A 24,904-nucleotide genomic window follows, 5' to 3' on the forward strand; every position below is an offset into this window, starting at 1 on the left:
TTCATGCACGTGCAGGAGATGCAGCGCATGGGAGCGGACATCCAGGTGCGGGGCAACACGGCGTTCATTCGCGGCGTCGCGGGTCTGCGCGCGGCGCCGGTGATGGCGACCGACCTGCGTGCCTCGGCCAGCCTGATCCTCGCCGGGCTGGCCGCAGAGGGCGAGACCGTGGTCGACCGGATCTACCACATCGACCGGGGATACGAGACCATCGAGGAGAAACTGGCCCAGCTCGGGGCCAATATCAAGCGGATCCCTTCCTGATGTCCGCTTCCGGTCCCGGGGCGTGGCGGGCGACGACGGTCCGGCGATGTTGAAGATCGCACTTTCCAAGGGTCGGATCCTCGATGAGACCCTGCCGTTGCTGGCGAAGGCCGGCGTGTTGCCGCTCGACGATCCCGCCACGAGCCGCAAACTGATCCTGGACACCGCTGCCGAGGCGGTGAAACTGGTCATCATTCGCGCCACCGACGTGCCGACCTTCGTGCGTTACGGGGCGGCCGACCTGGGTGTTGCCGGCAAGGACGTCCTGATGGAGAGCGGTGGCGAGGGGATCTACGAGCCGCTCGACCTGCGCATCGCGCGCTGCCGGATGATGGTCGCGGGCAAGGTCGGCGCGGGTCCCGTCGAGGGGCGCCTGAGGGTCGCCACGAAATACGTCGCCTCGACGCGCGCCTGGTACGCGGCGAGGGGCCAGCAGGTCGAGATCGTCAAGCTGTACGGCTCGATGGAACTCGCTCCGCTGGTCGGGCTCGCCGACCGGATCGTCGACCTGGTCGATACCGGCAACACGCTTCGTGCGAACACGCTGGAGCCGTTGGAGCACATCGCGGACATCAGTTCGCGTCTCATCGTGAACAGGGCCTCGATGAAGACGAAGCACGCCGAACTGAGGGGACTGATCGAGTCGCTGCGCCGTGCCGTCGACGCCCGGCAAGCGGCCCGAACGACGGAATCCTGACCGCATTCCCTTCCTCCGGGTGCGGTGTCCCGGGGATCGCATGCGGTTTGCACCGCGAAGCGCAGCCTGCCATATTTGTCCCATGTTCCCTTGCGGCCGGGCGCGCCGACCCGGGATGTGCCAGGGAAGCCCTGCGGGTAGAGCGAATGAAGATACAGACCGACGACCTCAGAATTCGCGAGATCCGCGAAGTCAGCACACCCGTGCAACTGCACGAGGAGTATCCCATCAGCGAGGCGGCCGCCGAAACGGTCGCGCGGACGCGTTCGGCGATCCACGATATCCTGCACGGGCCGGACGACCGGCTGCTCGTGATCGCCGGACCCTGCTCGATCCACGATCCCGAAGCGGCCCGCGACTACGCCGCGAGACTGAAGTCCCAGCGGGGCCGGTACGCCGTGGACCTCGAGATCGTCATGCGGGTCTATTTCGAGAAGCCACGAACGACCGTGGGGTGGAAGGGGTTGATCAACGATCCCGAACTGGACGGCAGCTTCCAGATCAACAAGGGGCTGCGGTACGCGCGCAGCCTGCTGCTCGACCTGAACTCGCAGGGAATGCCCGCGGCCACCGAATATCTGGACCTGATCAGCCCGCAGTACGTGGCGGACCTCGTCAGCTGGGGGGCCATAGGGGCACGCACCACGGAAAGTCAGGTGCATCGGGAACTGGCCTCCGGGTTGTCCTGTCCCGTGGGGTTCAAGAACGGTACCGACGGGGACCTGCAGGTCGCGATCGACGCGATACGCTCGGCCTCACAGCCGCATCATTTCCTGTCCCTGACCAAGGCCGGCCACTCGGCGATCTTTTCCACCACCGGGAACGAGGACGGCCATGTCATCCTGCGCGGCGGCAGGGAGACGAACTACGATGCCTCGAGTATCGATGCCGCATGTCAGCGGATCAAGGCCGCGGGACTGCGTGCGCAGGTGATGGTCGATTGCAGCCACGCCAACAGCCGCAAGCAACCGGAGCGGCAGATCGTCGTGGCCGAGGATGTCGCGTCCCAGTTGACGCAGGGAGAAACCCGGATCATCGGGGCGATGCTGGAAAGCCACCTCGTGGCCGGGCGCCAGGACGCGAAGCCCGGGGTCGAGCTGACCTACGGCCAGAGCATCACAGATGCATGCATCGGCTGGGACGATACGGAGCCGGTGCTGCAGCACCTCGCCGAGGCCGTGCGTAAGCGCCGTGCCTCAGCCAGCCGGCTGACGGCCTGACGATGGGTATCGCAATCGCGCGCCTGAGTACCGGGGCCCCGGGGTTCCACGAGGCGCTCGACCGTCTTCTGGCATGGGAATCGGTGTCGGGTGACGAGGTACTGCACACGGTCCGGGGAATCCTGGACGACGTGCGTGCCCGCGGTGACGCCGCGGTGCTGGATTACACCAGACGATTCGATCGGGTAGACGCCGACGGCGTGGCGGACCTCGAGATCGCAGCGCCGCGACTGCGCGACGCCGTGTCACGCATCTCCGCGGAGCAGCGCGAGGCCCTGGAGGTCGCGGCCGCGAGGATCCGCGCCTATGCCGAGCGCCAGCGACTGGAGTCCTGGGAGTATGAAGAGGCCGACGGCACGCTCCTGGGACAGCAGGTCCGGCCTCTGGATCGGGCCGGTCTCTATGTCCCCGGCGGAAAGGCGGCCTATCCGTCCTCGGTACTGATGAACGCCATACCTGCCAAGGTGGCAGGCGTGCCGGAGGTGGTCATGGTGGTGCCGACACCCGATGGCGAGGTCAACGAGCTGGTGCTTGCCGCGGCCGGGATCGCGGGGGTCGATCGAACCTTTGCCATCGGCGGGGCGCAGGCGGTGGCGGCACTGGCCTACGGGACGGAGACCGTCCCGTCCGTGGACAAGATCGTGGGCCCCGGGAACGCCTATGTGGCGACCGCGAAACGCCTCGTTTTCGGGCGCGTGGGCATCGATATGATCGCCGGGCCATCGGAGATCCTGGTGGTCTGCGACGGCAGGACCGATCCTGACTGGATCGCCATGGACCTGTTCTCTCAGGCCGAGCACGACGAGGACGCGCAGGCGATTCTGCTGAGCCCGGACGAAGGCTTCCTCGATGCCGTTGCCGCCCGGATCCCGATATTGCTAGAGGATATGCCGAGGGCGGCGATCATCGGCAGGTCCCTCGGCAGGCGGGGTGCGCTGATCGCCGTCAGGGACCTCGACGAGGCGATGGCGATCGCCAACCGGATCGCGCCGGAGCATCTGGAACTGTCCGTCGAGGACCCGCAGGCCCTGGCCGCCGGCGTCAGGCACGCGGGTGCGATCTTCCTGGGCCGCCACACGGCAGAGGCGATCGGCGACTACTGCGCCGGACCGAATCACGTCCTGCCGACCTCCGGCACCGCGCGGTTCTCGTCCCCGCTGGGGGTCTACGACTTCCAGAAGCGAAGCAGCCTGATCGGTTGCTCGGTCGATGGCGCCGATGTGCTAGGACGAACCGCCGCGATCCTTGCCAATGGCGAGGGGCTGACCGCGCACGCACGATCGGCCGGGTATCGCGTCGTCAAACCGGCTTGATTCGCTTGTCCGTTGCCTGCGATAGCGAGACCGGGAGGGATCCCGGCGAATTCGCACCACCCCCGACGGCGATCGGAAGCGAATAGCGATAATGGACAAGGACATCCTGACCTGGGTCCGCCCGGAGATCCGGCGGCTGGACGCCTACCACATCCCGGACCCCGGGGACGCGGTCAAGCTCGATGCGATGGAGAATCCCTACCGCCTGCCGCCGGAACTCGAACAACCCTGGCTGGAACGACTCCGCGAGGTTCCGATCAACCGCTACCCGGATCCCGGTGCCGAAGGGGTCCGCGCGCGGCTCACCCGGGGTCTGGGACTGCGGGACGGCACGGCTGTGATTCTCGGCAACGGTTCCGACGAACTGATCCAGGTCATCGCCCTGGCGGTCGCGGAACAAGGTCGTGTCGTGCTGGCCCCTGGGCCGAGTTTCGTGATGTACCGCATGATCGCCGCCTTCACTGGGATGCGTTTCGAGGAGGTGCCCCTGCTGGCGGGGTCGTTCGAACTCGACGTGCCGGCGATGCAGGCGGCTATCGATCGATACCGCCCCGCCGTGATATTCCTGTCCTGTCCCAACAACCCAACGGGCAACCTCTGGCCCCGCGAGCAGATCCTGGAGCTCGTCGAGCGGGCGTCCGGGATCGTGGTGGTGGACGAGGCCTATGCGCCTTTCGCATCCGACACGCTGATCGACACGGCCGGGTCCCCGAGTGGCCTCGTCGTGATGCGGACCCTGTCGAAAATGGGGCTCGCGGGACTGCGGCTTGGACTGGCGGTGGGAGACGCGCGACTGATCGCGGAGTTCGACAAGGTTCGATTGCCCTACAACATCAACGCATTGACCCAGGCAAGCGTAGAGTTTGCGCTGGACCATGCGGAGGTGTTCGAGCGCCAGGCCGAGCAGATCCGCCGGGACCGCGGCGAACTGCTGCTGCGTCTTGACGCGCTGGATGGCGTGCGTCCCTATCCCAGCGAGGCCAATTTCATCCTGTTCCGGCTCCCCACGGCACGGGGCCCTTCGGTTCACGCCTGCCTGATGAAGCGCGGTGTGCTGGTCAAGAACCTGTCTTCCCAGCCCCTGCTCGACGACTGCCTGCGGGTGACGGTCGGTACCCCTGAGGAGAATGCAGCCTTTATCGACGCCCTTCGGTCTTGCCTTACCTGACCCACGTATCTTCCCAGGCCGGCAGGCGGCCCGGCCCAGGTGGAGGGGTAGAGCACCGGCATGTTCTCAACCGACTTTCCGGTTGGGAGCCGCAGACATCCATGACGGTGGAACCGCTGCGCTTGTTCCACCCTACGCGATGTCATGACTCGCTGAAAGCACGGAACAACCGTAGGTCGGATCAAGCGAAGCGGATCCGGCAAGCCGTGGAAGCGCCACGACCTACGTTCTGGGGAGAATGCGGCATTCCTCGACGCGCTGAAAAGGTGTCTCGACTGAAATCGAGGCGCGACAGTCCGCCAGGGACCTGGGGGCGGCCCTGGTCAGTAGATCTTGGGTCTTTCCGCGATAGTGACGGACTGGCGGAACGGGGTCCCGCGCCGGATCCCAGAGATCGTGACAACGTCGCCGGGCCGGTGGCGGGCAATCCGTCTGAAGGCCTCCTTCGAGGACAGCAGTTCCTTGTCGTTCATGTGTGTCAGGATGTCACTCGGGCGCAGACCGGCGGCTTCGGCCGGTCCGCCCCGCATGACCTCGGTGACCAGCACGCCCTGTGTCTCCTCGAACCCGTATGACTCCGCCAGCTGATCGGTGACGTCCTGGGCCTGGACGCCCAGCCATCCCCGCACGACGTGGCCGTTTTCGATGATCTGGGTCATGACATCGCGCGCCAGACCCGCTGGAATCGCGAATCCGATCCCGAGTGAGCCACCGGAGTTGGAGAAGATCGCGGTATTGATGCCGATCAGTTCACCCCTGGCATTGATCAGCGCGCCGCCCGAATTTCCGGGATTGATCGCGGCGTCGGTCTGGATGAAATTCTCGATCGCGCTGATGCCGACCTGACTGCGGCCGGTGGCGCTGATGATCCCCTGCGTGACTGTCTTGCCCACCCCGAAGGGGTTGCCGATGGCCAGTGCCACGTCGCCGACCTCGAGACCATCGGAATTCCCGACGACGATCGCCGGGAGATCCCTGGCGGCAAGTTCGAGCACGGCGAGGTCGGTTTCCAGATCCGTGCCGACGACCCGGGCGGTGACGCTCCGCTCGTCACCGAGCATGACATAGATCTCGTCGGCGCCTTCGATGACGTGGTAGTTCGTCACGACATATCCCTGCGGGCTTACGATCACGCCCGAGCCCAGGCTGTTCTGGACGCGTGCGTCGGAGGTCGTGTCGGGGTCCTCGAACAGGCGCCGGAACGTCGGATCGAAGGCCAGCAGGGGCAGCTTCCGGTTTACCGTCTTGGTTGTGTACACGTTGACCACGGCCGGCGAGGCTTGCCGCACCGCGTGGGCATAAGAATAGGGGCCGGTTCCGGAAAGCGGCAGCGAAGACTCTCCGATCGAGGAGGCCATTTCCACGACGGGACGTCCGATACGGGCGTTGTCCGGCACGAGATACAGGACCACCAGCGCCGCGATGACCCCGACAATGGCGGAGCGAATCAGAAGACCATGAAGGGATTGCATGTTCATGATTCTGATACCCTATCACGGAACCGCCGTGTACCTGAACAGTGCCGGGTCCTCAGTCGGATGACCCGGGCGCCACCTATCCCGGACCGGAGCCCGAGCCATGGCCGCTCTGCATGCGATCGTCGCCCATCTCGACGCCTTTCTCGAGGCCGATCGATTCCAGGACTACGCACCCAACGGCCTGCAGGTCGAGGGGCAGTCAGAGGTTGAATTCGTTATGGGCGGCGTGACGGCCAGTCGGGCATTGGTGGAGGCGGCCGTACGAGACGGCGCGGACGCCCTGCTGGTCCACCACGGTTATTTCTGGAAGGGCGGCGACTCACGGGTGCGCGGGGTCATGCGCGAGCGGCTCAAACTGCTGTTGTCCCACGATCTCAGCCTGATCGCCTATCATCTGCCGCTCGACGCCCACCCCCGGATCGGCAACAACGCCTGCCTGGGTGAACGACTGGAACTCGATATCTCGGGACCCCTCGACCCCCGCGGGGATCTGACCCGGGGATTGCAGGGGCGGTTTCCCACACCCTTGTCACCGGTGGCGGTCAGGGAACTGCTGGCGCGGAAACTCGATCGGGACCCGTTGCACGTCTCGGGTCGGGACGGTCCGATCCGTTCGATCGGCTGGTGCACCGGCGCGGCGCAGGGGTTTCTTGAACTGGCGGTGGAACAGGGATTGGATGCCTACATCAGTGGTGAAATCTCGGAGCAGACGGTCCACCTGGCCAGGGAGTCCGGGACCCACTATTTCTCGGCGGGCCATCACGCGACGGAGCGCTACGGTGTACAGGCGCTGGGCGCCCACTTGAGCGGCGAATTCGGGATCCGATATCGGTTCGAGGAGATTTCGAACCCGGTCTGAACACGACACAGGCCTGCTGGTCACTTGACCCAAAACGCTGTTTCGGCGATCCTTGCCAGATTATGACGCCGCAAATATCGCGGTGTTTTCGAGCATAAGGGGAGACCGCCGCACCAACCCTCTGGCAGGTGGTGGCAACAGCTTCGACACACGGTCCGACCGGCGGCACCGCAGCCGGCCGGCGACGCTCGCGAATCCGGCAGACGGTTGATTCCCTCAGGTCTGTCAGGCGTCGTGAGATTCCCCCGCGTCGAGCAGATTCGAATTCTTCGTTGATTGACTTGCAGGAGATCTCTAATGGCAGAACAAGGCGTTGATCTGCGCCGACGCCGCATGCTGACCACAACCGCGAGCGTCGTTGGCGGCGCCGGCGTCGTGGCGGCAGCGTGGCCGTTTGTGGCATCGATGCGACCCAGCGCCAGGGCGCAGGCAGCTGGCGCACCGGTGGAGGCAAATATCGGACAGCTCGAACCCGGGCAACTGATCAGGGTCAAGTGGCGCGGCAAGCCCGTCTGGGTCGTGAGACGCACCGAGGCGATGCTCGAAAGTCTGAATCTTGACACCGACAAGTTGAGGGATCCGGATTCCCTCGTCGCCTCTCAGACGCCGGAGTTCGCCAGAAACAAGTTTCGCTCCATCAAGCCGGAGTACCTCGTGCTGGTTGGTATCTGCACCCACCTGGGATGCTCGCCGACGTTTCGCCCGGAGATCGCGCCGCCCGACCTCGGCCCCGACTGGATGGGCGGGTTCTTCTGCCCCTGCCACGGATCGCGTTTCGACATGGCGGGGCGCGTGTTCAAGGGTGTCCCGGCCCCGATAAACCTGGAGGTGCCGCCCTACCGATTCCTCAGCGATTCCAGGCTGATCATCGGCGAAGCCGAGGGGGTGTCGTGATGGGACGGATACTGACTGGACTCCTCGGGTGGGTGGATGCGCGGTTTCCGCTGTCCAAACTCTGGAATGAACACCTGGCCGAGTACTACGCCCCGAAGAACTTCAACTTCTGGTATTTTTTCGGCTCGCTCGCGCTGCTGGTGCTGGTGATACAGATCGTTACCGGAATCTTTCTCACGATGCACTACAAGCCGGACGCGGAACTGGCGTTCGGTTCGGTCGAGTACATCATGCGCGACGTGGACTGGGGGTGGTTGATCCGCTACATGCACTCCACGGGCGCCTCGGCCTTCTTCATCATCGTCTATCTGCACATGTTCCGGGGGTTGCTGTACGGCTCTTACAAGAAGCCCCGCGAACTGATCTGGCTGTTCGGTATGGTGATCTACCTGGCATTGATGGCCGAGGCCTTCATGGGATACCTCCTTCCCTGGGGTCAGATGTCCTACTGGGGGGCGCAGGTCATCGTGAACCTCTTCGGCGCGATTCCCGGGTTCGGGCACGACCTGGCCCTGTGGCTCCGCGGCGACTTCGTGATCTCCGACGCCACACTGAACCGCTTCTTCGCGCTGCATGTGAGCGCGATTCCGCTGGTTCTGGTGTTCCTCGTGATCGCCCACATCATGGCCCTGCACGAGGTCGGCTCGAACAACCCCGACGGCGTCGAGATCAAGAAGAAAAAGGGAGAGGACGGCATCCCGCTCGACGGCATCCCGTTTCATCCGTACTACACGGTCAAGGACATCGTCGGCGTCGTCGTCTTCCTCTTCGTGTTCGCCTTGGTCATGTTCTTCGTACCGCAGATGGGCGGCTATTTCCTGGAGCACGCCAATTTCATTCCGGCCGATCCCCTGACGACTCCCGTGCATATTGCGCCGGTCTGGTATTTCACCCCCTTCTATACCGTGTTGCGTGCGGTGCCGGACCCGTTCGGCGGGGTCGTGGCCATGGGGCTCGCCGTCGCTATCCTCTTCGTGCTGCCCTGGGTCGACAGGAACCCGATCAAGTCGGTGCGCTACCGTAGCGTACTGCACAAGATCAACCTGATCGTTTTTGCCCTGGTGTTCATTATACTCGGCGTTCTGGGTACCAAGCCCGCCACGCCCGAGCTGGGTGAGATGGCGGTTCGATTCAGCGAGGTCTATTTCCTGTTCTTCGTGTCATTGTGGTTCAGCAGCGCGAAGCGCAGTGCGAAGCTAGGCATCGTCACCACGATCGTCCTGCTGGGCATCGTGACGATCTACGACCTGACGCGAGTGAGTGCCGAGACCCAGTCACTGGTGCTCTCCGGGTGGTTCGTCCCGGCTGCATACATCGTCGTCATGTTTCTCCTGCCGGTGTTTACCAATCTGGACGAGGAGAAAGTGGTGCCTGAGAGGGTGACATCATGAGAAGCATTATTCTGATTTTGCTGGCAGCGGTATTGCCGGCGGGGGCCGCCGTGGCGGCGGTCGGCGTGGCGCATCTCGACCATGCCGCCGTGGACGTCGAAAACAGATCGTCGCTACAGCGGGGCGCGAAGTACTTCTTCAACTACTGCCTCAGTTGCCATTCGGCGAACTTCAGTCGGTACAACCGGATCGCCACGGACCTCGGTCTGTCGGAGCTGCAGGTGGAGGACAACTTCATCTTCACCGATTCCACCATTCGGGATCACATGACGGTTGCGATGCGGCCGAAGGACGCCAAGGAGTGGTTCGGCACCGCACCACCCGACCTGACCCTGTCCGCGCGGGCAAAGGGGGCGGACTGGTTGTATACCTATCTGCGGTCGTTCTACCTGGATGACACCCGACCCTTCGGCGTCAACAACCTGGTTCTCGAGAACGCCGCTATGCCTCACGTCCTGTGGGAACTTCAGGGATTGCAGAAGCGTGCCCATAAGGAGGCGGAAGCCCCCGCTGAAGGGGGGCACGGTGATGAGCAGGGGCACGGAGGGGGGGCGCCCGTCCTGGAACTCGTCCGGCCGGGAACGATGTCGCCGGATCAGTACGACAGGGCGGTACTGGATCTCGTCAACTTCATGGTGTACCTCAGTGAGCCTGTGCAGGTCGTCAGAAAGCAGATCGGTGTCTGGGTGCTGAGCTTTCTTCTGCTGCTGTTCGTGGTCACCTACCTGCTCAAGAAGGAATACTGGAAAGATATCCACTGAGCCCGGTTGTCCGGTTCCGGACCGGTCCACGGGCTTCAGACGAGGGAGCCGCGCTGGCGGTGGCACGGGAGTCCCCACGAGTCCACGAGTGGTTCGTGCCCCCGGGGCCGCCTGTCAGGCTCCCTCTCCGGTGACGGGGCCCGAGGCGGGAAATCGTTCACGTTGGGGCGACGAGGCGGTATGAAACCCCGGCGGGCCCTCGTTCCATCGATCTCAATAAGGGAGGCGTTGAATGGCGCTGGTTGCCAACAGACGTTCGGTCATGACGCTGTTTTCCGATCCATCCTGTCCGCAAAGTCACCGAACGCGTATCGTCATCGCGGAGAAGGACATCACGGTCGATGTGATCTATATCGATCCGGACGACAAACCCGAGGATCTTTCCGACCTCAATCCCTATAATTCCATTCCGACCCTGGTCGACAGGGACTTGGTGCTCTACGACTCACGCGTCATCATGGAGTATCTCGACGAGCGGTTTCCCCATCCGCCACTGATGCCGGTCGATCCGGTTTCGAGGGCGCGGTCCCGTATCGCCCTCTATCATGTCGAGCGGGACTGGTATGGCCTGGTCGCAGACCTGACCGACGGCAAAAAGGCCTCCGCGGCACGAAAGGTCCTTCGGGAAAGTCTGCTGTCCTCCGTGGACATCTTCCGGGCGAAACCGTTTTTTCTCAGCGACGAGTTCACCCTGGTCGACTGCTGTGTTGCGCCGATACTCTGGCGGCTGGAGCATTTCGGCGTGGACCTGCCGGCCCAGGCCAAGCCCATCAAGCAATATGCCGACAGGATGTTCGCGCGACCCTCCTTTCGGGAAAGCCTTTCCGAGGCCGAACTCGAAATGCATCCCTGACGATGGCGGTCGGGGGCGGTCAGCCGGTGCTCGTATCGGCGTCCCGCCATCCCGATGCCCTGCCACGGTAGCGATCATGACCTCCAGCCGTCCCTATCTGATACGCGCGATGTACGAGTGGATCGTGGACAACGAAATGACCCCGCATATCCTCGTCGATGCGGAAGCCGAAGGCGTGATCGTGCCGCGCGAGTACGTGGAGAACGGAAAGATCGTCCTGAACGTCGGCCCGATTGCAGTCCAGGGTCTGACCTTGGGCAACGGGGAAGTCACGTTCAGTGCACGATTCTCCGGGAAACCCGTGCGGATGCAGATCCCCGTCTCCAACGTGCTCGCTGTTTATGCACGCGAGAACGGTAAGGGAATGATGTTCGGTGAGGACGGCGACGAGCCGCCACCCGAATCGGGGCCGGAATCCGAAACGCCTGCGCGGCCGCACCTGAAGGTTGTTAAATAGCGGCCAGCTCGCAGCCGGGCATTCCTGGATTGCGCTTACGCTCCATCCAGGCTACGAGTTCTGGATGGTATGTCATTTGACAGAAATCGCCTAATTACATTCAAGGCACTTCAGGTTGTGCCTGCACCGATCCTGGACGGCTCGTCGACGGGAAATATCTTGGCGGGATTGAGGATGCCGTGTGGGTCGAACTGAGCCTTGATGCGTCGCATCAGTTCCAGTGTCGATGCATCAATTTCCCGCTCGATGTAGTCGCGCTTGGCGATCCCTACGCCGTGTTCGCCGGATAGCGTTCCGCCGAGCTCCAGCACCAGACCAAAAACCTCGGCAAGGCATCGCTCCGCACGTTCCATGACGCCGGCGATATCCGGGTCTATGAGCAGATTGACATGAATATTTCCGTTGCCCGCATGACCGAAGTTCACGATCGGGATCCGGTGCCTGTCGCTCAGTTCGCCGAGTCCACCGATCAGGGCGGGAATTGCCGAGACCGGAACCACGACATCCTCGTTGATCTTTTCGGGGGCGATCGTGCGCAGCGCCGGCGAGAGCGCCCTTCTGGCCGCCCATAGCTCCCGGATCTCGTCCTCACCTCGGGCCGCCCGCATGCGCAGGCAGCCGTCGATCCGTCCCGCGCGCATGATGGCATCCGCCGCGGCCGCCACCGCTGCCTCGCTGCCGTCGATCTCGATCATGAGCAGTGCGCCGGCGCCCTCCGGGACATCGACCTCGGCAAAGTCACGGATCATGTCGATCGCTTTTCCATCCATGAATTCAAGGGATCTCGGCACGGCGGGTTGTGCCATGATCCTGGAAATGGCCCGGGCTGCGGCTGCGACGTCGGCATAGACGGCCTGCAGGGTCTGTATCGTCTCAGGCAGCGGAACGAGTTTCAGCGTCGCCTCGGTGACGATGGCAAGGGTCCCTTCCGACCCGATCAACAGGCGTGTCAGATCGTAGCCGACCACACCCTTGGTGGTGCGCACGCCGGTGCGTATCGTGGTGCCGTTGCCGGTGACGGCGCGAAGGCCGAGTGTGTTCTCCCTCGGGGTGGCGTACTTGAGGGCGCGCGGACCCGCTGAGTTGTACCCCAGGTTGCCCCCGATCGTGCAATACGCAGCGCTCGTAGGATCGGGTGGCCAGAAAAAACCGTATCGCGCGGCCTCGTCCTGGACTGCCTGGTTGATGGCGCCGGGTTCCACGCGGGCGATCCGGTTGGCGGGATCCAGTTCCAGGATCCGCTCCATCCGTTCCATCGACAGGACGAGACCTCCGGTCAACGGCACGGTTGCCCCCGTCGTGCCGGTACCCCTGCCTCTGACGACCAGGCTCACCCGGTCCCGGTGGCAGCACGCGACGATGCGCGCGACCTGATCATGATCGCGAGCGAAGGCCACCGCCTCCGGAAGCGCGTGCTGGCGGCTGTTGTCGTAGCCATAGGCCCAGCAGTCCTCGGGGCTCGCGATGACGTTTTCCATCCCGGCGGCGTCCCGAAGGCGGCCCAGGAGGTCCGGGGTCAGGGCGCCCATACGGATTCGCTCATGGTCTGAGTCCGGGGCACGTGTTCACTCGCCGAGCAGGTGCCGGTCGACCAGATCGCAGAGGCAGTGAATGATCAGGAGGTGGACCTCCTGAATGCGGGCGGTGGAGTCGGCGGGAATCCGGATTTCCAGATCGTCAGGTCTCAGCAGCTCCACCAGCGCCCCGCCGTCGCGACCGGTCAAGGCGATGACGCGCATATTTCGACCATGCGCTGCCATCGCCGCCTTCAGTACATTGGCGGAATTGCCGCTCGTGGTGATGGCGAGCAACAGGTCTCCGGGTTGACCCAGAGCCTCGATCTGTTTGGAAAACACCAGGTCCCAAGTGTAGTCGTTGGCGATCGAGGAGAGTGTCGACGAGTCCGTGGTCAGCGCGACGGCTGGAAGTCCAGGACGATCGCGCTCGAAGCGGTTGAGCATCTCGGAGGAAAAGTGCTGCGCGTCCCCTGCCGAACCGCCATTGCCACAGCTCAGAATCTTGTGCCCGCCGAGCAGGCACTCGACGACCATGCCGGCACCCTCAGCGACGGTGGCGGAGAGTTCGGATCCCGCCGCCTGCTTGGTCTCGATACTTTCGGCAAAGATCTCGAGCACGCGCGCCGAATCGTTCATGGGAGATAGGCCCTCGGGAATGCCGGACTCGCTCGGGTCCGGGAAGTCGATCGATCGTCAATCCGCGAACGGCGGATGCTACCAGGCCGACTCGATTGCATTGCTAAGCCAGTCTATCCGGTTGCGGTCACGGACTCCAACCACATCGACACGGGTGGGGCACTCTAGTTTATGGCGCTGCACGTAGTGAGATGCGGCCGCAAGGATCCGGGATTGTTTCCGGGCGTCGATACTGGCCAGGGCGCCCCCGAAAACGGGATTGCTGCGGTATCTCACCTCGACGAAGACCACTGTTTCGACGTCCCGCATGACGATGTCGATCTCGCCCATCCGGCACCGGTAGTTCCGTTCCAGCAGTTTCAGGCCACGTCGCTGCAGATACGCGCAGGCCCATTGTTCGGCCTGCGCGCCTGCCTTGAGATGTGGCCTCACGGATTCTCGGTTTCGCTGGTGACGGGAGCCGCCGGTTCGGTGCGCGGTGCCATCAACACCGGTGCGCCCGCCTCGAACCGAGCCCAACTGAGTTGCCGGTAGATTCGCTGGCGGGCGTCCAGGGACAGCGATCCGGTGACCCCCTGAAACCTTTCATGGGGCCGGTCGGCCAGCCATCGCAGGGAAGGCAGTACATCGTAGGCATCGAAGCCCAACCCGACCAGTCGCGGATACTTGCGCACCAGGTCCGGACTGGTCTCCTCCAGACTGTTGCGCAGCGACCGGGCCTGTTCGTCATCACTGATGGTGAGTGGCATGTCGGCGAACATGATGCCGTTCAGATCCAGATCCGCGTTGTTCGCGGCCGCGCCATAGACGTTTGACGTCGCATAGACGGGCAGGTCGCCGGTGAAGTGGAATCGGAACTGGGGATTCAGCAGACGTGCCTGGCGGGGGGATGCGACAATCAGGATGGAATCCACGTCTTGTCTCCGGCGAGGCTCGAACGCGACGTTGCGGCGCAGGTTCGCCTGCAGGGTCCGGTGGCGCTGCCTGCTCTGATCGATCAGCAGGGCATGCTGGATCTGTGCGGCGAAATCGGGCTGTGCCGGGTCATAGGTTTCCACCGCCAGGACGCGTCCACCGAGTTCCTCGAACCGGGACTGGAAGCTGTCTCGTAACCGCCCTCCCCAGCGCCCCGCAGGGACGAAGACGATGGTATTCAGATTGCCGTCAATCGAGATGCGTTCCGCGGTCTGGCGCGCCTCATCCTCGGGGAGAAGCCCGAACTGATAGAGGTTCGAGGGCGCTTCCCGATCCGCTTCCAGGTAGTTCAGACTCAGTGCGACGACCGGAAGCTCGCCCGAATCCGACAGCGCGGATACCCCTTTTTTGTCCAGGGGGCCGATGACGGCATCGGCCCCGTCGCTCACCGCCTGGCGATAGATCGCGGGAACCCTTTCCGGCTTGTCCCCTGTGTCGTAGATTCTCAACACCTTTGTCGGGGTGTCGACACCCGCGTCGTCGTAGTACGCGGTCAGCGTCCCGGCCATGATGGCGGCCGCCGCCGCTGCGTACCGACCGCTAAAGGGCAGCAGCACGGCGATCGAGGCCGGCCGGAAACTGAGGCGTCCCCACTCGTCAAGGACACGCAGGGTGTACTCGGGAGCGGCCGGGTGCCCTGGGTAGCTCTGGTTCCACCGGTCGATGCGCTGCGCGAGTGTCTCCTTGTCCGGTGCCGGCTGCTTGTGTATCAGCGCCAGCGCGACCCAGCCCGCGACCTGGGCGTTGTCGGTGCCGAGGTACCACTGGTTCAGCTCGCTGGGACCAGCGTCCGTGAGGGTCCCCCAGATCGTCGCGTCGTTCGAGCGCCGTTGCGCCTCGTTGAGAGGCATCCTGTGGCGCTCAACCAGCAGCGCGAGACCTTCCAGTGTCATCCCCTTTTGGAGATAGGCTTCGGCACGTACGCCGGCCAGGTTCGCAGCCGATTCTGGCGCCAGCGTGTCAAGCGATTCCGGCAGGATGGCCAGTGCCTCGTCCGGATTTCCGTACAACAGGGCCAGTCTTGCCTCGGCGATCCTGCGGCGCACGAGAAGGGCCCCGTCCCAACCTTCAGCGGGGAGCCGATTCAGGTAGGAGCCTGCCGCCTCCCGGGTTGCGGGGGTCAGTAGGGTTTCCACCGCACGCAACTGCAGTTCACGCGCCACTGGGCCCTTCGCGAGTGCTGCCTGTCCCCAGTAGATTTCGGCCGCGGCGACGAGTTCTCCCTGTGCAGCGAGCTGCTCGGCCCGCAACTGCTCCGGGGGGGTGGTTGGCTTGCTCGGTTGCGGCGCGCAGGAGATGAGCCATCCGAGCGAAACGATCGCGGCCGCGATGATGCTGATAAACTTCAGGGGACTCAATCTTTACGTTCCATCGCGTGTCGCGCGGGTGCGACGTGCAGGGCAGATGTCTAAGTTCAGGCAGTATCGGGACTGATCAAACGGGTGTCAATCCAGACAGGCATTCTCTATGTGGTCGCCACGCCCATCGGAAACCTGTCCGACATCACCGAGCGGGCGGTGAGGGTGCTCGCCGCCGCGGATATCGTTGCCGCGGAGGACACGCGGCACAGCAAACCCCTGCTGAGGCGTTGCGGCGCGCGGGCGCGGCTCGTCAGCCTCCACGACCACAACGAACGCGACCGGACCCCCGGCCTGATCGGCGCACTTCGGGAAGGGGCATCGGTGGCGTTGATCTCGGACGCCGGTACTCCCCTGATCAGCGATCCCGGCTTCCGCCTGGTCGCGGCCGCCTGGGACGCGGAACTCCGTGTCTGTCCGATCCCCGGCCCGAGCGCATTCGTCGCCGCCCTGAGTGTCGCGGGTGTGCCGACGGACCGGTTCGCGTTCGAAGGTTTTCCGCCGCCGCGAACGGCGGCCCGCCGCAAGTGGTTCGATCGCCTGGCGCGCGAGGAGCGCACGATGGTCTTCTACGAATCGCCACGGCGCCTGTGCGAGTGCATCGAGGACATGCGCGATAGCTTCGGAGACGGGCGGACGGCAGTGATCGCGCGCGAACTTACCAAGACCTTCGAGACAGTGAGGCGCGGCCGGCTCGACGAGCTCGCCCACTGGGTCGCGGCGGACGCCGATCGGCAGCGGGGCGAGATCGTCATCGTCCTGGCGGGTGCCGAGGTCGCCCCGAGCGAGGCGTTGAACATCGAGGTGCGTGAAATCGTCGGCGTGTTGCTGCGCCATCTGCCGGTGCGTGACGCGGTCAGGGCTGCGGTCGAGCTGACGGGTCTGCCCCGCAATTCGCTGTATGCCATCGCAGTCCGTATGAAAACGGAGGATGAAAACGGAAGCGCCCCCTGATCCGGGGCTGTATCGGGGGGTATGATAGACTCCTCGCGGGAGTCGGCCGAACAGTCGCTGTGCCACAACCGTTCTTCGGGATGGCGGTGCGGAGGAAAGTCCGGGCTCCGCAGGGCAGGGTGCCAGGTAATCCCTGGGGGGCGCGAGTCCACGGAAAGTGCAGCAGAAAGCATACCGCCGATGACCCCGATCGTGTGCTGCCGTTCGCGGCACCGTGCGGAAGGGGGACAGGCAAGGGTGAAATGGTGCGGTAAGAGCGCACCGCGCTGCTGGTAACAGCGGCGGCAGGGTAAACCCCACCCGGAGCAAGACCAAATAGGGGAGCGCACGTGCGGCCCGCATGGCTCCCGGGTAGGTCGCATGAGGCGTGCGGTGACGCACGTCCCAGATGAATGGCTGTTCTCGACAGAACCCGGCTTACAGGCCGGCTCCCCTTCTCAATGCAGCGTTAGCGAGCGCGATAGACCGGTGCTCGGCGTCGTTCTGACCCACATTCCCCCACCTTCGCTTCACATCGCCCCCTTCACGGGCACGCAACTTCACGTAGTTTGTCAGCATTCAGGGTTAACGGGCTGAAAGATTCTTTATTTCTGTAGTTCTTGCAACACCTGTTGCAAGAGCGTCATAAGTTCTTGTCTGCAAAGAAAAAATCGGGGCGTCTCCTTGACACCCTTCCATCTTGGGGTATAAATGAGGAAAGCTGTGGGGGGAGGTGGAGAGAAGTGGGAGATTTTCCCACGCCCGGGGAGGGGGGATGTTCCGGGGCAAGGCGAAACTCAGTATCGACGAGAAAGGCCGCGTCGCCATTCCATCCAGCTACCGCAAACGGTTGATGGAGATGGAAGGGTGCGGGGGGCGTCTCGTCGTGACGACTCACTGGGACGGTTGCCTGCTGATCTATCCGCTGCCGGAATGGGAAATCGTCGAGGAGCACGTGAGAAAGCTCCCGAATAGCAAGCCCGCGGTCCGAAATCTCCAGCGCTTTCTGCTCGGCAACGCCATGGACCGGGATCTCGATGGTCAGGGGCGTCTTCTGATCCCCGCCGACATGAGGGAGACGGCGAAGCTCGACGGCCAGGCCGTGCTGGTCGCGCAGGGCAACAAGTTCGAACTCTGGGACGAGCAGCGTTGGGAACACCTCTGTAACGGCGTTCTGGAAGACCCGGATGCCCTGGCCGCGGGCGGCGATGCACTCGATTCCCTTTCAATATGACGCCATGTTCAATATGACGCTATGAGCGATCTGAAGATAGGCCGCCACGAGCCGGTATTGCTTCGAGAAGCGATCGAGGCGCTGTCCGTGTGTCAGGACGGTATCTACGTGGACGGCACCTTCGGGCGCGGGGGGCACGCCAGAGCGATTCTCGGCAGGCTCGGACCCAAGGGCGCGCTTTACGCGCTCGACCGCGATCCCGAGGCGGTACAGGCCGCTGGACTTCTCCTCGGAGACGAGGGTCGGTTCCGGATCGAACGCGGGTCGTTCGGGGCCTTGGCGAGGTTCTGTGAGGGCTGGGGTATTACCGGTCTAGTTGACGGCCTGTTGCTGGATATCGGGGTCTCCTCCCCGCAACTGGACGACCCCGCACGCGGCTTCAGCTTTATGGAAGACGGGCCGTTGGACATGCGCATGGATCCCGACGAGGGTCCATCGGCGGCCGCGTGGCTGCGGCAAGCGGACGAGCGGGAGATCGCGCAAGTGCTGTGGCGTGACGGCGAGGAGCGGTATGCGCGACGCATCGCCAGGGCCATCGTCGCCGCCCGAAGCGAGGCACCGTTAGAGACCACCGGGGATCTCGCCAGTCTGGTGGACGGGGCGGTTCCGCACCGCGAGCGAAGCAAGCATCCGGCCACCCGTACCTTCCAGGCCCTTCGCATCCTCATCAACCGGGAACTCGATGCCCTGAAGGCGGGGTTGGAGCAGAGTCTGGATGTCCTCAGGGCGGGCGGTCGTCTGGTCGTTATCTGTTTCCATTCGCTGGAAGATCGTCTCGTCAAGCGATTCATCAGGGCGAATGCCCGGGTGCCGCAGGCGCCGCGTCGCCTGCCGGTGAAAGCGCCGGGCGCCCGGCCGAAGCTGCGCGCGGTCGGCAAACTCATCCGGCCCTCGGAGGTGGAATGTCACGCCAATCCGAGGGCCCGCAGCGCGCTGATGCGCGTCGCGGAGGTGCTGGCATGAGGCAGGCGCTGCTGATCCCCAGTGTGCTCCTCGGCCTGGTCATCGCCAGCGCCGTGTCGGTGGTGTACTGCAAGCACGAGAGCAGGAAGCTCTTCGCCCAGCTCCAGCAGCAGCAGTCGATGGCCGACGAGCTGGCGATCGAGTGGGGCAGGCTCCGCCTGGAGGAAAGCAGCCTGGCCACGCACGGCAGGATAGAGGCCAAGGCCCTCAGACAGCTGAGGATGCGCAGCCCGGGGCCGGAAACGACGGTGATCGTGAGCAAGTGAACCATCGCAACGACAGGGTGTCGGTAACGTGGCGCAGGATGCTGGTGCTGTCCGTTCTGCTCGCCGGGATGGTAGGGCTCGCAGCGCGCGCCGTGCAGTTGCAGTATTTCGAGGAGGACTTTCTTCGCGGCGAGGGCGAGGCGCGGCACCTGCGGGTGGCGGGCATCCCGGCGCACCGGGGAATGATCACGGACAGACATGGCGATCCGCTTGCCGTCAGCACCCCCGTGGACTCGGTCTGGGCGAACCCGGTCGAGCTATTGTCCGACCCCCAGGGGATCGTGGGGGTGGAGACGCTGCTGGGACTTGGCAAGGGAGAGGTCCGGGGGAGATTGGCGGGTCGCGAGGACAGGGAATTTGTCTATCTCAGGCGGCACGTCAACCCGGACCTGGCCTCGCGGGTCGAGTCGCTCGGCGTGCCCGGCATCCATATCCAGCGCGAGTATCGCCGCTACTACCCGGCCTCCGAGGTGACGGCACACGTACTCGGGTTTACCGACATCGACGATCGCGGTCTGGAGGGGATCGAGCTGGTCTTCGATGACTGGCTGCAGGGGCAGCCGGGGGCCAAGCGCGTGATTCGCGACCGCCTGGGCCGGACCATCGAGGATGTCGAGCAGATCCGCCCGCCGAAGCCGGGCCGTGACTTGGCGTTGAGCCTCGACCGCCGTATACAGTACCTCGCCTATCGGGAACTGAAGGCGGCCGTGCAGCGCCACGGGGCGCGTTCGGGCAGTGTCGTCGTGCTGGATCCCGAAACGGGGGAGGTGCTGGCGATGGTGAACCAGCCCTCGATCAATCCCAACAACCGGGATGAGCGTGACCCGGGGTACACCCGCAACCGGGCCGTGACCGATGTCTTCGAGCCGGGGTCAACCATCAAGCCGTTCACCGTGGCGGCGGCCCTGGAATCTGGCAAGCTCAGGGTCGATTCCGTCATCGACACCGCGCCAGGATGGCACATGGTAAGCGGCTATACGATCCAGGATACGCACAACTACGGTTCCTTGACGCCGGCCGGGGTCCTGATGCATTCCAGCAACGTGGGGGCTTGCAAGATCGGTATGTCGGTGGCGCCTGAGCGGCTGTGGAGTATGTTCAGCCGGGTGGGATTCGGTGCCTCGACCGGGTCCGGGTTCGTCGGCGAGGCGGCCGGCGTGCTCGGCAATCCATCGCAGTGGCGGGACGTCGAACGCGCGACGCTCTCGTTCGGTTACGGTCTGTCGGTGACGCCGCTGCAACTGGCGCGGGCCTATGGTGTCCTGGCCAATGATGGCCGGCTGGTCTCGGTCTCGTTTCTCCCCCGTGACGAGCCCGAACTCGGAGAGCGCGTGCTCCCCGCCGAGACAGCCAGGACAATACGCGGCATGCTGGAGGGTGTGGTCAGCCCTAGCGGTACCGCGGTGAAAGCGTCGGTGGAGGGTTACCGTGTCGCCGGCAAGACCGGCACGATCCACAAACCCGCGGCCGGCGGCTACGCCAAGCACCGGTACGTCTCCGCCTTCGCGGGCATGGCGCCCGCCAGCGACCCCCGGCTCGTCATCGTGGTCGTCATCGACGAACCGGAGCGCGGCGGGCACTACGGTGGCCAGATTGCCGCGCCGGTGTTTTCCCGCGTGATGTCCGGCGCACTTAGACTGATGAATATCAACCCCGACCGCCCAGCGCCCGTCCAGGCGAGCGGAGACGAACCGGGGGGCCGGGCATGATGCCGGCCGCACGATCGGAGCCCGTCTGGGGTCTGTCCGCGCTGCTGCACGGTGTGGCGGAGGTGGCGCCGGCGGGTGACATACCGATCGCGGGGCTGGCGATGGACAGCCGCCTGCTGCGGCAGGGCGATCTGTTTCTTGCCTGTGCCGGGAGGCGGAGCCACGGTCTGCTCCACCTGGACGAGGCGATCTCGCGCGGTGCTTCGGCGGTGGCCTGGGAACCGGCGCCGGATATCGTCCCGCCGGCCATCCTGGCGCGAATACCGCTGGTGCCGGTTCCCGGGTTGAGGCACAGGGTAGGTGAAATCGCCGACCGGTACTATTCCCATCCCTCCGGGGAGATGAACGTCGTGGGCGTCACCGGGACCGACGGCAAGACCTCGGTGAGCCAGTTCGTCGCTCAGGCGCTGCATGCCGGGCATGATCGCTGTGCGGTGGTCGGCACTCTGGGATACGGGTTCTACGGCGAACTCGAACCCGGTTCGCACACCACGCCAGATGCCGTGACCCTGCAGCGTGTTCTGCGTGAGTTCCGCAGCCGTGGGGCATCCAGCGTCGCGATGGAGGTGTCCTCGCACGCGCTGGACCAGGAACGGGTCGCGGGGGTCGCTTTCGACCTGGCGGTTCTGACCAACCTGAGTCGCGATCATCTCGACTACCATGGCGACCTGGATGCGTACGGGGCGGCCAAGGAGAAGCTGTTCTCGACCCCGGGGCTTCGCGATGCGGTACTGAACCTCGACGACGATTTCGGGCGTGCCCTGGCAGGCGGGCTGCGGCACGGAGTGCGTCGCACCGGGGTGACGCTGGCAGGCGCGCGCCTGCCCGGGCTGGAGATCGTCGAGGCGACCCGGGTCGAGCCCCGTCCCGAGGGCCTGCGTGTGGAAGTGACGACGCCACTTGGTACGGGCCGCATCGACAGCCGGCTGCTCGGCCGGTTCAACGCATACAATCTCCTGTGCGCGCTGGTCGTGTTGCTTCGATTCGATGTACCGCTAAGCGCTGCCCTGTCCCGGCTTGCGCGCACCCGGACTGTCCCGGGGCGAATGGAGCCCTTCGGCGGCGCGGACCGGCCGCTGGTCGTCGTGGACTTCGCGCATACGGACGCGGCGCTGCGAAACGCACTGGCCGCCTTGCGCGAGCACGTAACGGGGAGGTTAACCTGCGTGTTCGGCTGCGGGGGTGACCGGGATCGCGGCAAGCGGCCAATGATGGGGGCTGCGGCCGAGCGGGGAGCCGATGTCGTCATCGTCACGGACGACAATCCGAGATCCGAAGCCCCGGCCGGTATCGCCAGCGAGATCCTTTTGGGAATGACTCGCCCGGACCGGGTGCGGGTCGAGCATGACAGGGGCGCGGCGATTCGCGCCGCGGTCGACGCGTCGCGCCCGGGCGATGCCGTTCTGGTCGCCGGGAAGGGGCACGAGACCACCCAAACCGGTGCCTCGGGGCCGGTGGACTTCAGCGACCGGGAGATCGTTACGCGCCACCTCGGGGTGGCGGCGCCGTGAGCTGGCTGCGACTCGGCGAACTGGCGGAGATGGCCGGTGGACGTCTGATCGGTGACGACGTCCCGGTGGGGTCGGTCTCGACCGATACCCGCAGGCTTGTGCCGGGGCAGTTGTTCGCCGCGCTGCGCGGCCCGAATTTCGACGCGCACGCCCTGATCGAGGCGGGCGCCGCCTCGAACGCGGCCGGGGTGTTGGTCGATCGGCGCCTCTCGGGGAAGACCCCCCAGATCGTCGTCGACGACACGCTTGCGGCGCTTATCCGCATGGCCGCCGCCTGGCGCAACCGCCTGGATACGCGTGTCGTTGCCCTGACGGGCAGTAACGGCAAGACGACGGTCAAGGAGATGACCGCCTCGATACTGCGCCAGGCCGGTGGGGTCCTCGCGACGCGGGGAAACCTCAACAACCATATCGGCGTACCGCTCACCCTGCTATCGCTCAGGCCGGCGCACCGGTTCGCCGTGGTCGAGCTGGGTGCCAACCATCCCGGAGAGATTCAGGCCCTCGGTGCGCTCGCCGCACCCGACGCCGCACTGGTGAACAATGCGGGACCGGCCCACCTCGAGGGTTTCGGCGATCTCGAGGGGGTCGCACGGGCCAAGGGCGAGATCTTCTCGGGCCTGCGGATCGGCGGTATCGCCGTCATCAACGCCGACGACCGCTTCTGCGACTATTGGACGGGATTGAACCCGGGGCGCAAGTGCATCACCTTCGGCCTAGACACCGCGGCTGACGTTGCAGGGTCGTGGAAGCCAGGCACACCGCTGTCGGTCCGCACACCGCTCGGCGGTGTCGAGATCCGGGTGCCGCTGAACGGCCGTCACAACGCCATGAACGCGCTGGCCGCCGCGGCACTTTCACTCGCCGCGGGGGCTAGCACAGAGCAGATTGCGCGGGGACTCGAGCGGGTGAGACCGGTCTCGGGGCGGTTGAACACCCGTGCGGGGGTCGCGGGTGCGGAGATCATCGACGATACCTACAACGCCAACCCGGCATCGCTTGCCGCCGCCCTGGCGGTCGTGTCTGACCTTGGCGGGGAGACCTGGCTGGTCCTGGGCGACATGGGGGAACTGGGGAGCGAGGCGAACGGACTCCACCGTCAGGCCGGGGAACTCGCGCGCCGTTGCGGCGTGACGCGGCTATACGGCGTGGGTCCGTTGAGCCTGGGCGCGGTTACCGCTTTCGGTGCCGGCGCCCGCCATTTCGACGATGCGGGGGCGCTCGCCGCGGCTGCCGCCGCGGAGCTGCGGTCCGGGGTTCGCGTGCTGGTCAAGGGGTCACGCGCCATGCACCTGGAGAACGTAGTGGCGGTGCTGACCCAGGCCGTGGTCGGGGACGAATCCGACCAGGGGGCAGAAGATGCTGCTTAGCCTGTCCGAGTCCCTGCAGCAGTACCACAGCGTGTTCAACGTCTTTCAGTACATCACACTGCGCGGCATCCTGGGCGTGCTGACCGCGCTGATCATCTCGTTGCTCGTTGGCCCGACGATGATCCGGCGTCTGACCAACCTCAATATCGGTCAGCAGATCCGCGAAGACGGACCGAGCAGCCACCTGACGAAGGCCGGGACACCGACCATGGGCGGGGCGTTGATCCTCGTCGCCGTGGCGGTGAGCACACTGCTCTGGGGGGATCTGGGCAGTCGCTACCTGTGGATTACCCTGCTGGTCACGCTGCTGTTCGGCCTGATCGGAGGCGTCGACGACTATCTCAAGCTGCGCTACGGGAACAGCCGGGGACTGTCCGCACGCTCGAAGTTTTTCTGGCAATCCGTGGTGGCCCTGGTCGGGGTCGTGAGCCTGTACGCGACCGCCTCGCTGGCGGTCGAGACCGAGCTGATCGTGCCCTTTTTCAAGCAGGTTGAAATCGATCTCGACTGGTTCTACGTCCCGCTGGCCTGGTTCGTGGTCGTCGGTTCGAGCAACGCCGTCAACCTGACCGACGGCCTGGACGGACTCGCAATCTTACCGACGGTGCTGGTGGCCGGCGCGCTGGGCGTGTTCGCCTATGCGAGCGGACATTCGAACTTTGCCGCCTATCTGCAGATCCCGTCGATTCCCGGCGCGGGAGAGCTAGTCATCTTCTGCGGCGCGCTGGTCGGCGCGGGACTCGGCTTCCTTTGGTTCAACGCCTATCCGGCGCAGGTGTTCATGGGGGACGTCGGTGCCCTGGCTATCGGTGCCGCACTCGGGCTGGTCGCGGTCATCGTGCGCCAGGAATTGGTGCTGGTGATCATGGGTGGCGTATTCGTGATGGAAACGGTGTCGGTGATCCTGCAGGTGGCCTCCTTCAAGCTGACCGGCAGGCGGATCTTCCGCATGGCCCCCCTGCATCATCACTTCGAGCTTCACGGCTGGCCGGAGCCGCGCGTCATCGTCCGGTTCTGGATCATCACCGTGATCCTGGTCCTGATCGGACTGGCGACCCTGAAGGTCCGGTGAGGAGA

General features: G+C 64.8%; 24 protein-coding genes and 1 other RNA gene. 20 read left to right on the forward strand and 5 right to left on the reverse strand.

Features of this window, described 5'->3' with window-relative positions:
• From LJE91_03260 to hisC, 5 genes are all read left to right on the forward strand, one after another.
• A partial coding sequence (locus tag LJE91_03260; protein MCG6867763.1) for a UDP-N-acetylglucosamine 1-carboxyvinyltransferase occupies positions 1–264 on the forward strand: 264 nt, incomplete at its 5' end.
• A gap of 46 nt (positions 265–310) precedes the next feature.
• Positions 311–961: an ATP phosphoribosyltransferase gene (gene hisG / locus LJE91_03265; GenBank protein MCG6867764.1), complete on the forward strand. Its 651-nt coding sequence runs from the start codon at positions 311–313 to the stop codon at positions 959–961.
• A 146-nt stretch (positions 962–1,107) separates the two neighbouring features.
• Positions 1,108–2,181, forward strand: coding sequence for a 3-deoxy-7-phosphoheptulonate synthase AroG (gene aroG, locus LJE91_03270; protein ID MCG6867765.1), 1,074 nt, complete (start codon positions 1,108–1,110; stop codon positions 2,179–2,181).
• Complete coding sequence (gene hisD / locus LJE91_03275; protein ID MCG6867766.1) at positions 2,178–3,494, forward strand: histidinol dehydrogenase; 1,317 nt, start codon at positions 2,178–2,180, stop codon at positions 3,492–3,494. Before aroG ends, hisD begins: the two co-directional genes overlap by 4 nt.
• 91 nt (positions 3,495–3,585) lie before the next feature.
• On the forward strand, positions 3,586–4,662 hold the full coding sequence (hisC, locus tag LJE91_03280; protein MCG6867767.1) for a histidinol-phosphate transaminase: 1,077 nt from the start codon (positions 3,586–3,588) through the stop codon (positions 4,660–4,662).
• 323 nt (positions 4,663–4,985) lie between these two features.
• Here hisC and LJE91_03285 read toward each other — a convergent pair whose 3' ends face one another.
• On the reverse strand, positions 4,986–6,140 hold the full coding sequence (locus LJE91_03285; GenBank protein MCG6867768.1) for a trypsin-like peptidase domain-containing protein: 1,155 nt from the start codon (positions 6,138–6,140) through the stop codon (positions 4,986–4,988).
• A 100-nt stretch (positions 6,141–6,240) separates the two neighbouring features.
• Here LJE91_03285 and LJE91_03290 point away from each other — a divergent pair, with 100 nt between their 5' ends.
• From LJE91_03290 to LJE91_03315, 6 genes are all read left to right on the forward strand, one after another.
• The gene (locus tag LJE91_03290; protein MCG6867769.1) at positions 6,241–6,999 is read left to right on the forward strand and encodes a Nif3-like dinuclear metal center hexameric protein; all 759 of its coding nucleotides are present in this window, start codon (positions 6,241–6,243) and stop codon (positions 6,997–6,999) included.
• 297 nt (positions 7,000–7,296) lie between these two features.
• Positions 7,297–7,893 (forward strand): ubiquinol-cytochrome c reductase iron-sulfur subunit, encoded by a 597-nt coding sequence (gene petA, locus LJE91_03295; protein ID MCG6867770.1) that lies wholly within the window; start codon positions 7,297–7,299, stop codon positions 7,891–7,893.
• A complete protein-coding gene (locus LJE91_03300) occupies positions 7,893–9,284 on the forward strand; it encodes a cytochrome bc complex cytochrome b subunit (GenBank protein ID MCG6867771.1) in 1,392 nt (463 codons plus the stop codon). Before petA ends, LJE91_03300 begins: the two co-directional genes overlap by 1 nt.
• The gene (locus LJE91_03305) at positions 9,281–10,045 is read left to right on the forward strand and encodes a cytochrome c1 (protein MCG6867772.1); all 765 of its coding nucleotides are present in this window, start codon (positions 9,281–9,283) and stop codon (positions 10,043–10,045) included. Before LJE91_03300 ends, LJE91_03305 begins: the two co-directional genes overlap by 4 nt.
• 232 nt (positions 10,046–10,277) lie before the next feature.
• Positions 10,278–10,898, forward strand: coding sequence for a glutathione S-transferase N-terminal domain-containing protein (locus LJE91_03310; protein ID MCG6867773.1), 621 nt, complete (start codon positions 10,278–10,280; stop codon positions 10,896–10,898).
• 76 nt (positions 10,899–10,974) lie between these two features.
• On the forward strand, positions 10,975–11,355 hold the full coding sequence (locus tag LJE91_03315; GenBank protein ID MCG6867774.1) for a ClpXP protease specificity-enhancing factor: 381 nt from the start codon (positions 10,975–10,977) through the stop codon (positions 11,353–11,355).
• Positions 11,356–11,465: 110 nt separating this feature from the next.
• Here the strand turns inward: LJE91_03315 and LJE91_03320 are convergent, their stop codons facing one another.
• From LJE91_03320 to LJE91_03335, 4 genes are all read right to left on the reverse strand, one after another.
• Positions 11,466–12,884, reverse strand: coding sequence for an FAD-binding protein (locus tag LJE91_03320; protein MCG6867775.1), 1,419 nt, complete (start codon positions 12,882–12,884; stop codon positions 11,466–11,468).
• A 36-nt stretch (positions 12,885–12,920) separates the two neighbouring features.
• Positions 12,921–13,508, reverse strand: a complete 588-nt coding sequence (locus LJE91_03325; protein ID MCG6867776.1) for a phosphoheptose isomerase — start codon at positions 13,506–13,508, stop codon at positions 12,921–12,923.
• A gap of 78 nt (positions 13,509–13,586) precedes the next feature.
• Entirely contained in the window at positions 13,587–13,940 is a 354-nt protein-coding gene (locus LJE91_03330; GenBank protein ID MCG6867777.1) for a YraN family protein, read from the reverse strand.
• A complete protein-coding gene (locus LJE91_03335) occupies positions 13,937–15,841 on the reverse strand; it encodes a penicillin-binding protein activator (protein MCG6867778.1) in 1,905 nt (634 codons plus the stop codon). The genes LJE91_03330 and LJE91_03335 overlap by 4 nt, the downstream gene beginning before the upstream one ends.
• A gap of 90 nt (positions 15,842–15,931) precedes the next feature.
• Here LJE91_03335 and rsmI point away from each other — a divergent pair, with 90 nt between their 5' ends.
• From rsmI to mraY, 9 genes are all read left to right on the forward strand, one after another.
• Entirely contained in the window at positions 15,932–16,795 is an 864-nt protein-coding gene (gene rsmI, locus LJE91_03340) for a 16S rRNA (cytidine(1402)-2'-O)-methyltransferase (GenBank protein MCG6867779.1), read from the forward strand.
• Between the two features lie 38 nt (positions 16,796–16,833).
• Positions 16,834–17,231: RNase P RNA component class A (rnpB, locus tag LJE91_03345), an RNA gene on the forward strand.
• A gap of 318 nt (positions 17,232–17,549) precedes the next feature.
• Positions 17,550–18,008 (forward strand): division/cell wall cluster transcriptional repressor MraZ, encoded by a 459-nt coding sequence (gene mraZ / locus LJE91_03350; protein MCG6867780.1) that lies wholly within the window; start codon positions 17,550–17,552, stop codon positions 18,006–18,008.
• Between the two features lie 21 nt (positions 18,009–18,029).
• The gene (rsmH, locus tag LJE91_03355; protein MCG6867781.1) at positions 18,030–18,971 is read left to right on the forward strand and encodes a 16S rRNA (cytosine(1402)-N(4))-methyltransferase RsmH; all 942 of its coding nucleotides are present in this window, start codon (positions 18,030–18,032) and stop codon (positions 18,969–18,971) included.
• Positions 18,968–19,237, forward strand: a complete 270-nt coding sequence (gene ftsL / locus LJE91_03360) for a cell division protein FtsL (protein MCG6867782.1) — start codon at positions 18,968–18,970, stop codon at positions 19,235–19,237. The genes rsmH and ftsL overlap by 4 nt, the downstream gene beginning before the upstream one ends.
• Positions 19,234–20,946: a penicillin-binding protein 2 gene (locus LJE91_03365; protein ID MCG6867783.1), complete on the forward strand. Its 1,713-nt coding sequence runs from the start codon at positions 19,234–19,236 to the stop codon at positions 20,944–20,946. The genes ftsL and LJE91_03365 overlap by 4 nt, the downstream gene beginning before the upstream one ends.
• Positions 20,943–22,457, forward strand: a complete 1,515-nt coding sequence (locus LJE91_03370) for a UDP-N-acetylmuramoyl-L-alanyl-D-glutamate--2,6-diaminopimelate ligase (GenBank protein MCG6867784.1) — start codon at positions 20,943–20,945, stop codon at positions 22,455–22,457. The genes LJE91_03365 and LJE91_03370 overlap by 4 nt, the downstream gene beginning before the upstream one ends.
• Positions 22,454–23,827: a UDP-N-acetylmuramoyl-tripeptide--D-alanyl-D-alanine ligase gene (gene murF, locus LJE91_03375; GenBank protein MCG6867785.1), complete on the forward strand. Its 1,374-nt coding sequence runs from the start codon at positions 22,454–22,456 to the stop codon at positions 23,825–23,827. Before LJE91_03370 ends, murF begins: the two co-directional genes overlap by 4 nt.
• A complete protein-coding gene (mraY, locus tag LJE91_03380) occupies positions 23,817–24,899 on the forward strand; it encodes a phospho-N-acetylmuramoyl-pentapeptide-transferase (protein MCG6867786.1) in 1,083 nt (360 codons plus the stop codon). The genes murF and mraY overlap by 11 nt, the downstream gene beginning before the upstream one ends.
• Positions 24,900–24,904: the final 5 nt, after the last annotated feature.

The sequence above is a fragment of the Gammaproteobacteria bacterium genome (assembly GCA_022340215.1).
Lineage (GTDB): Bacteria > Pseudomonadota > Gammaproteobacteria > JAJDOJ01 > JAJDOJ01 > JAJDOJ01.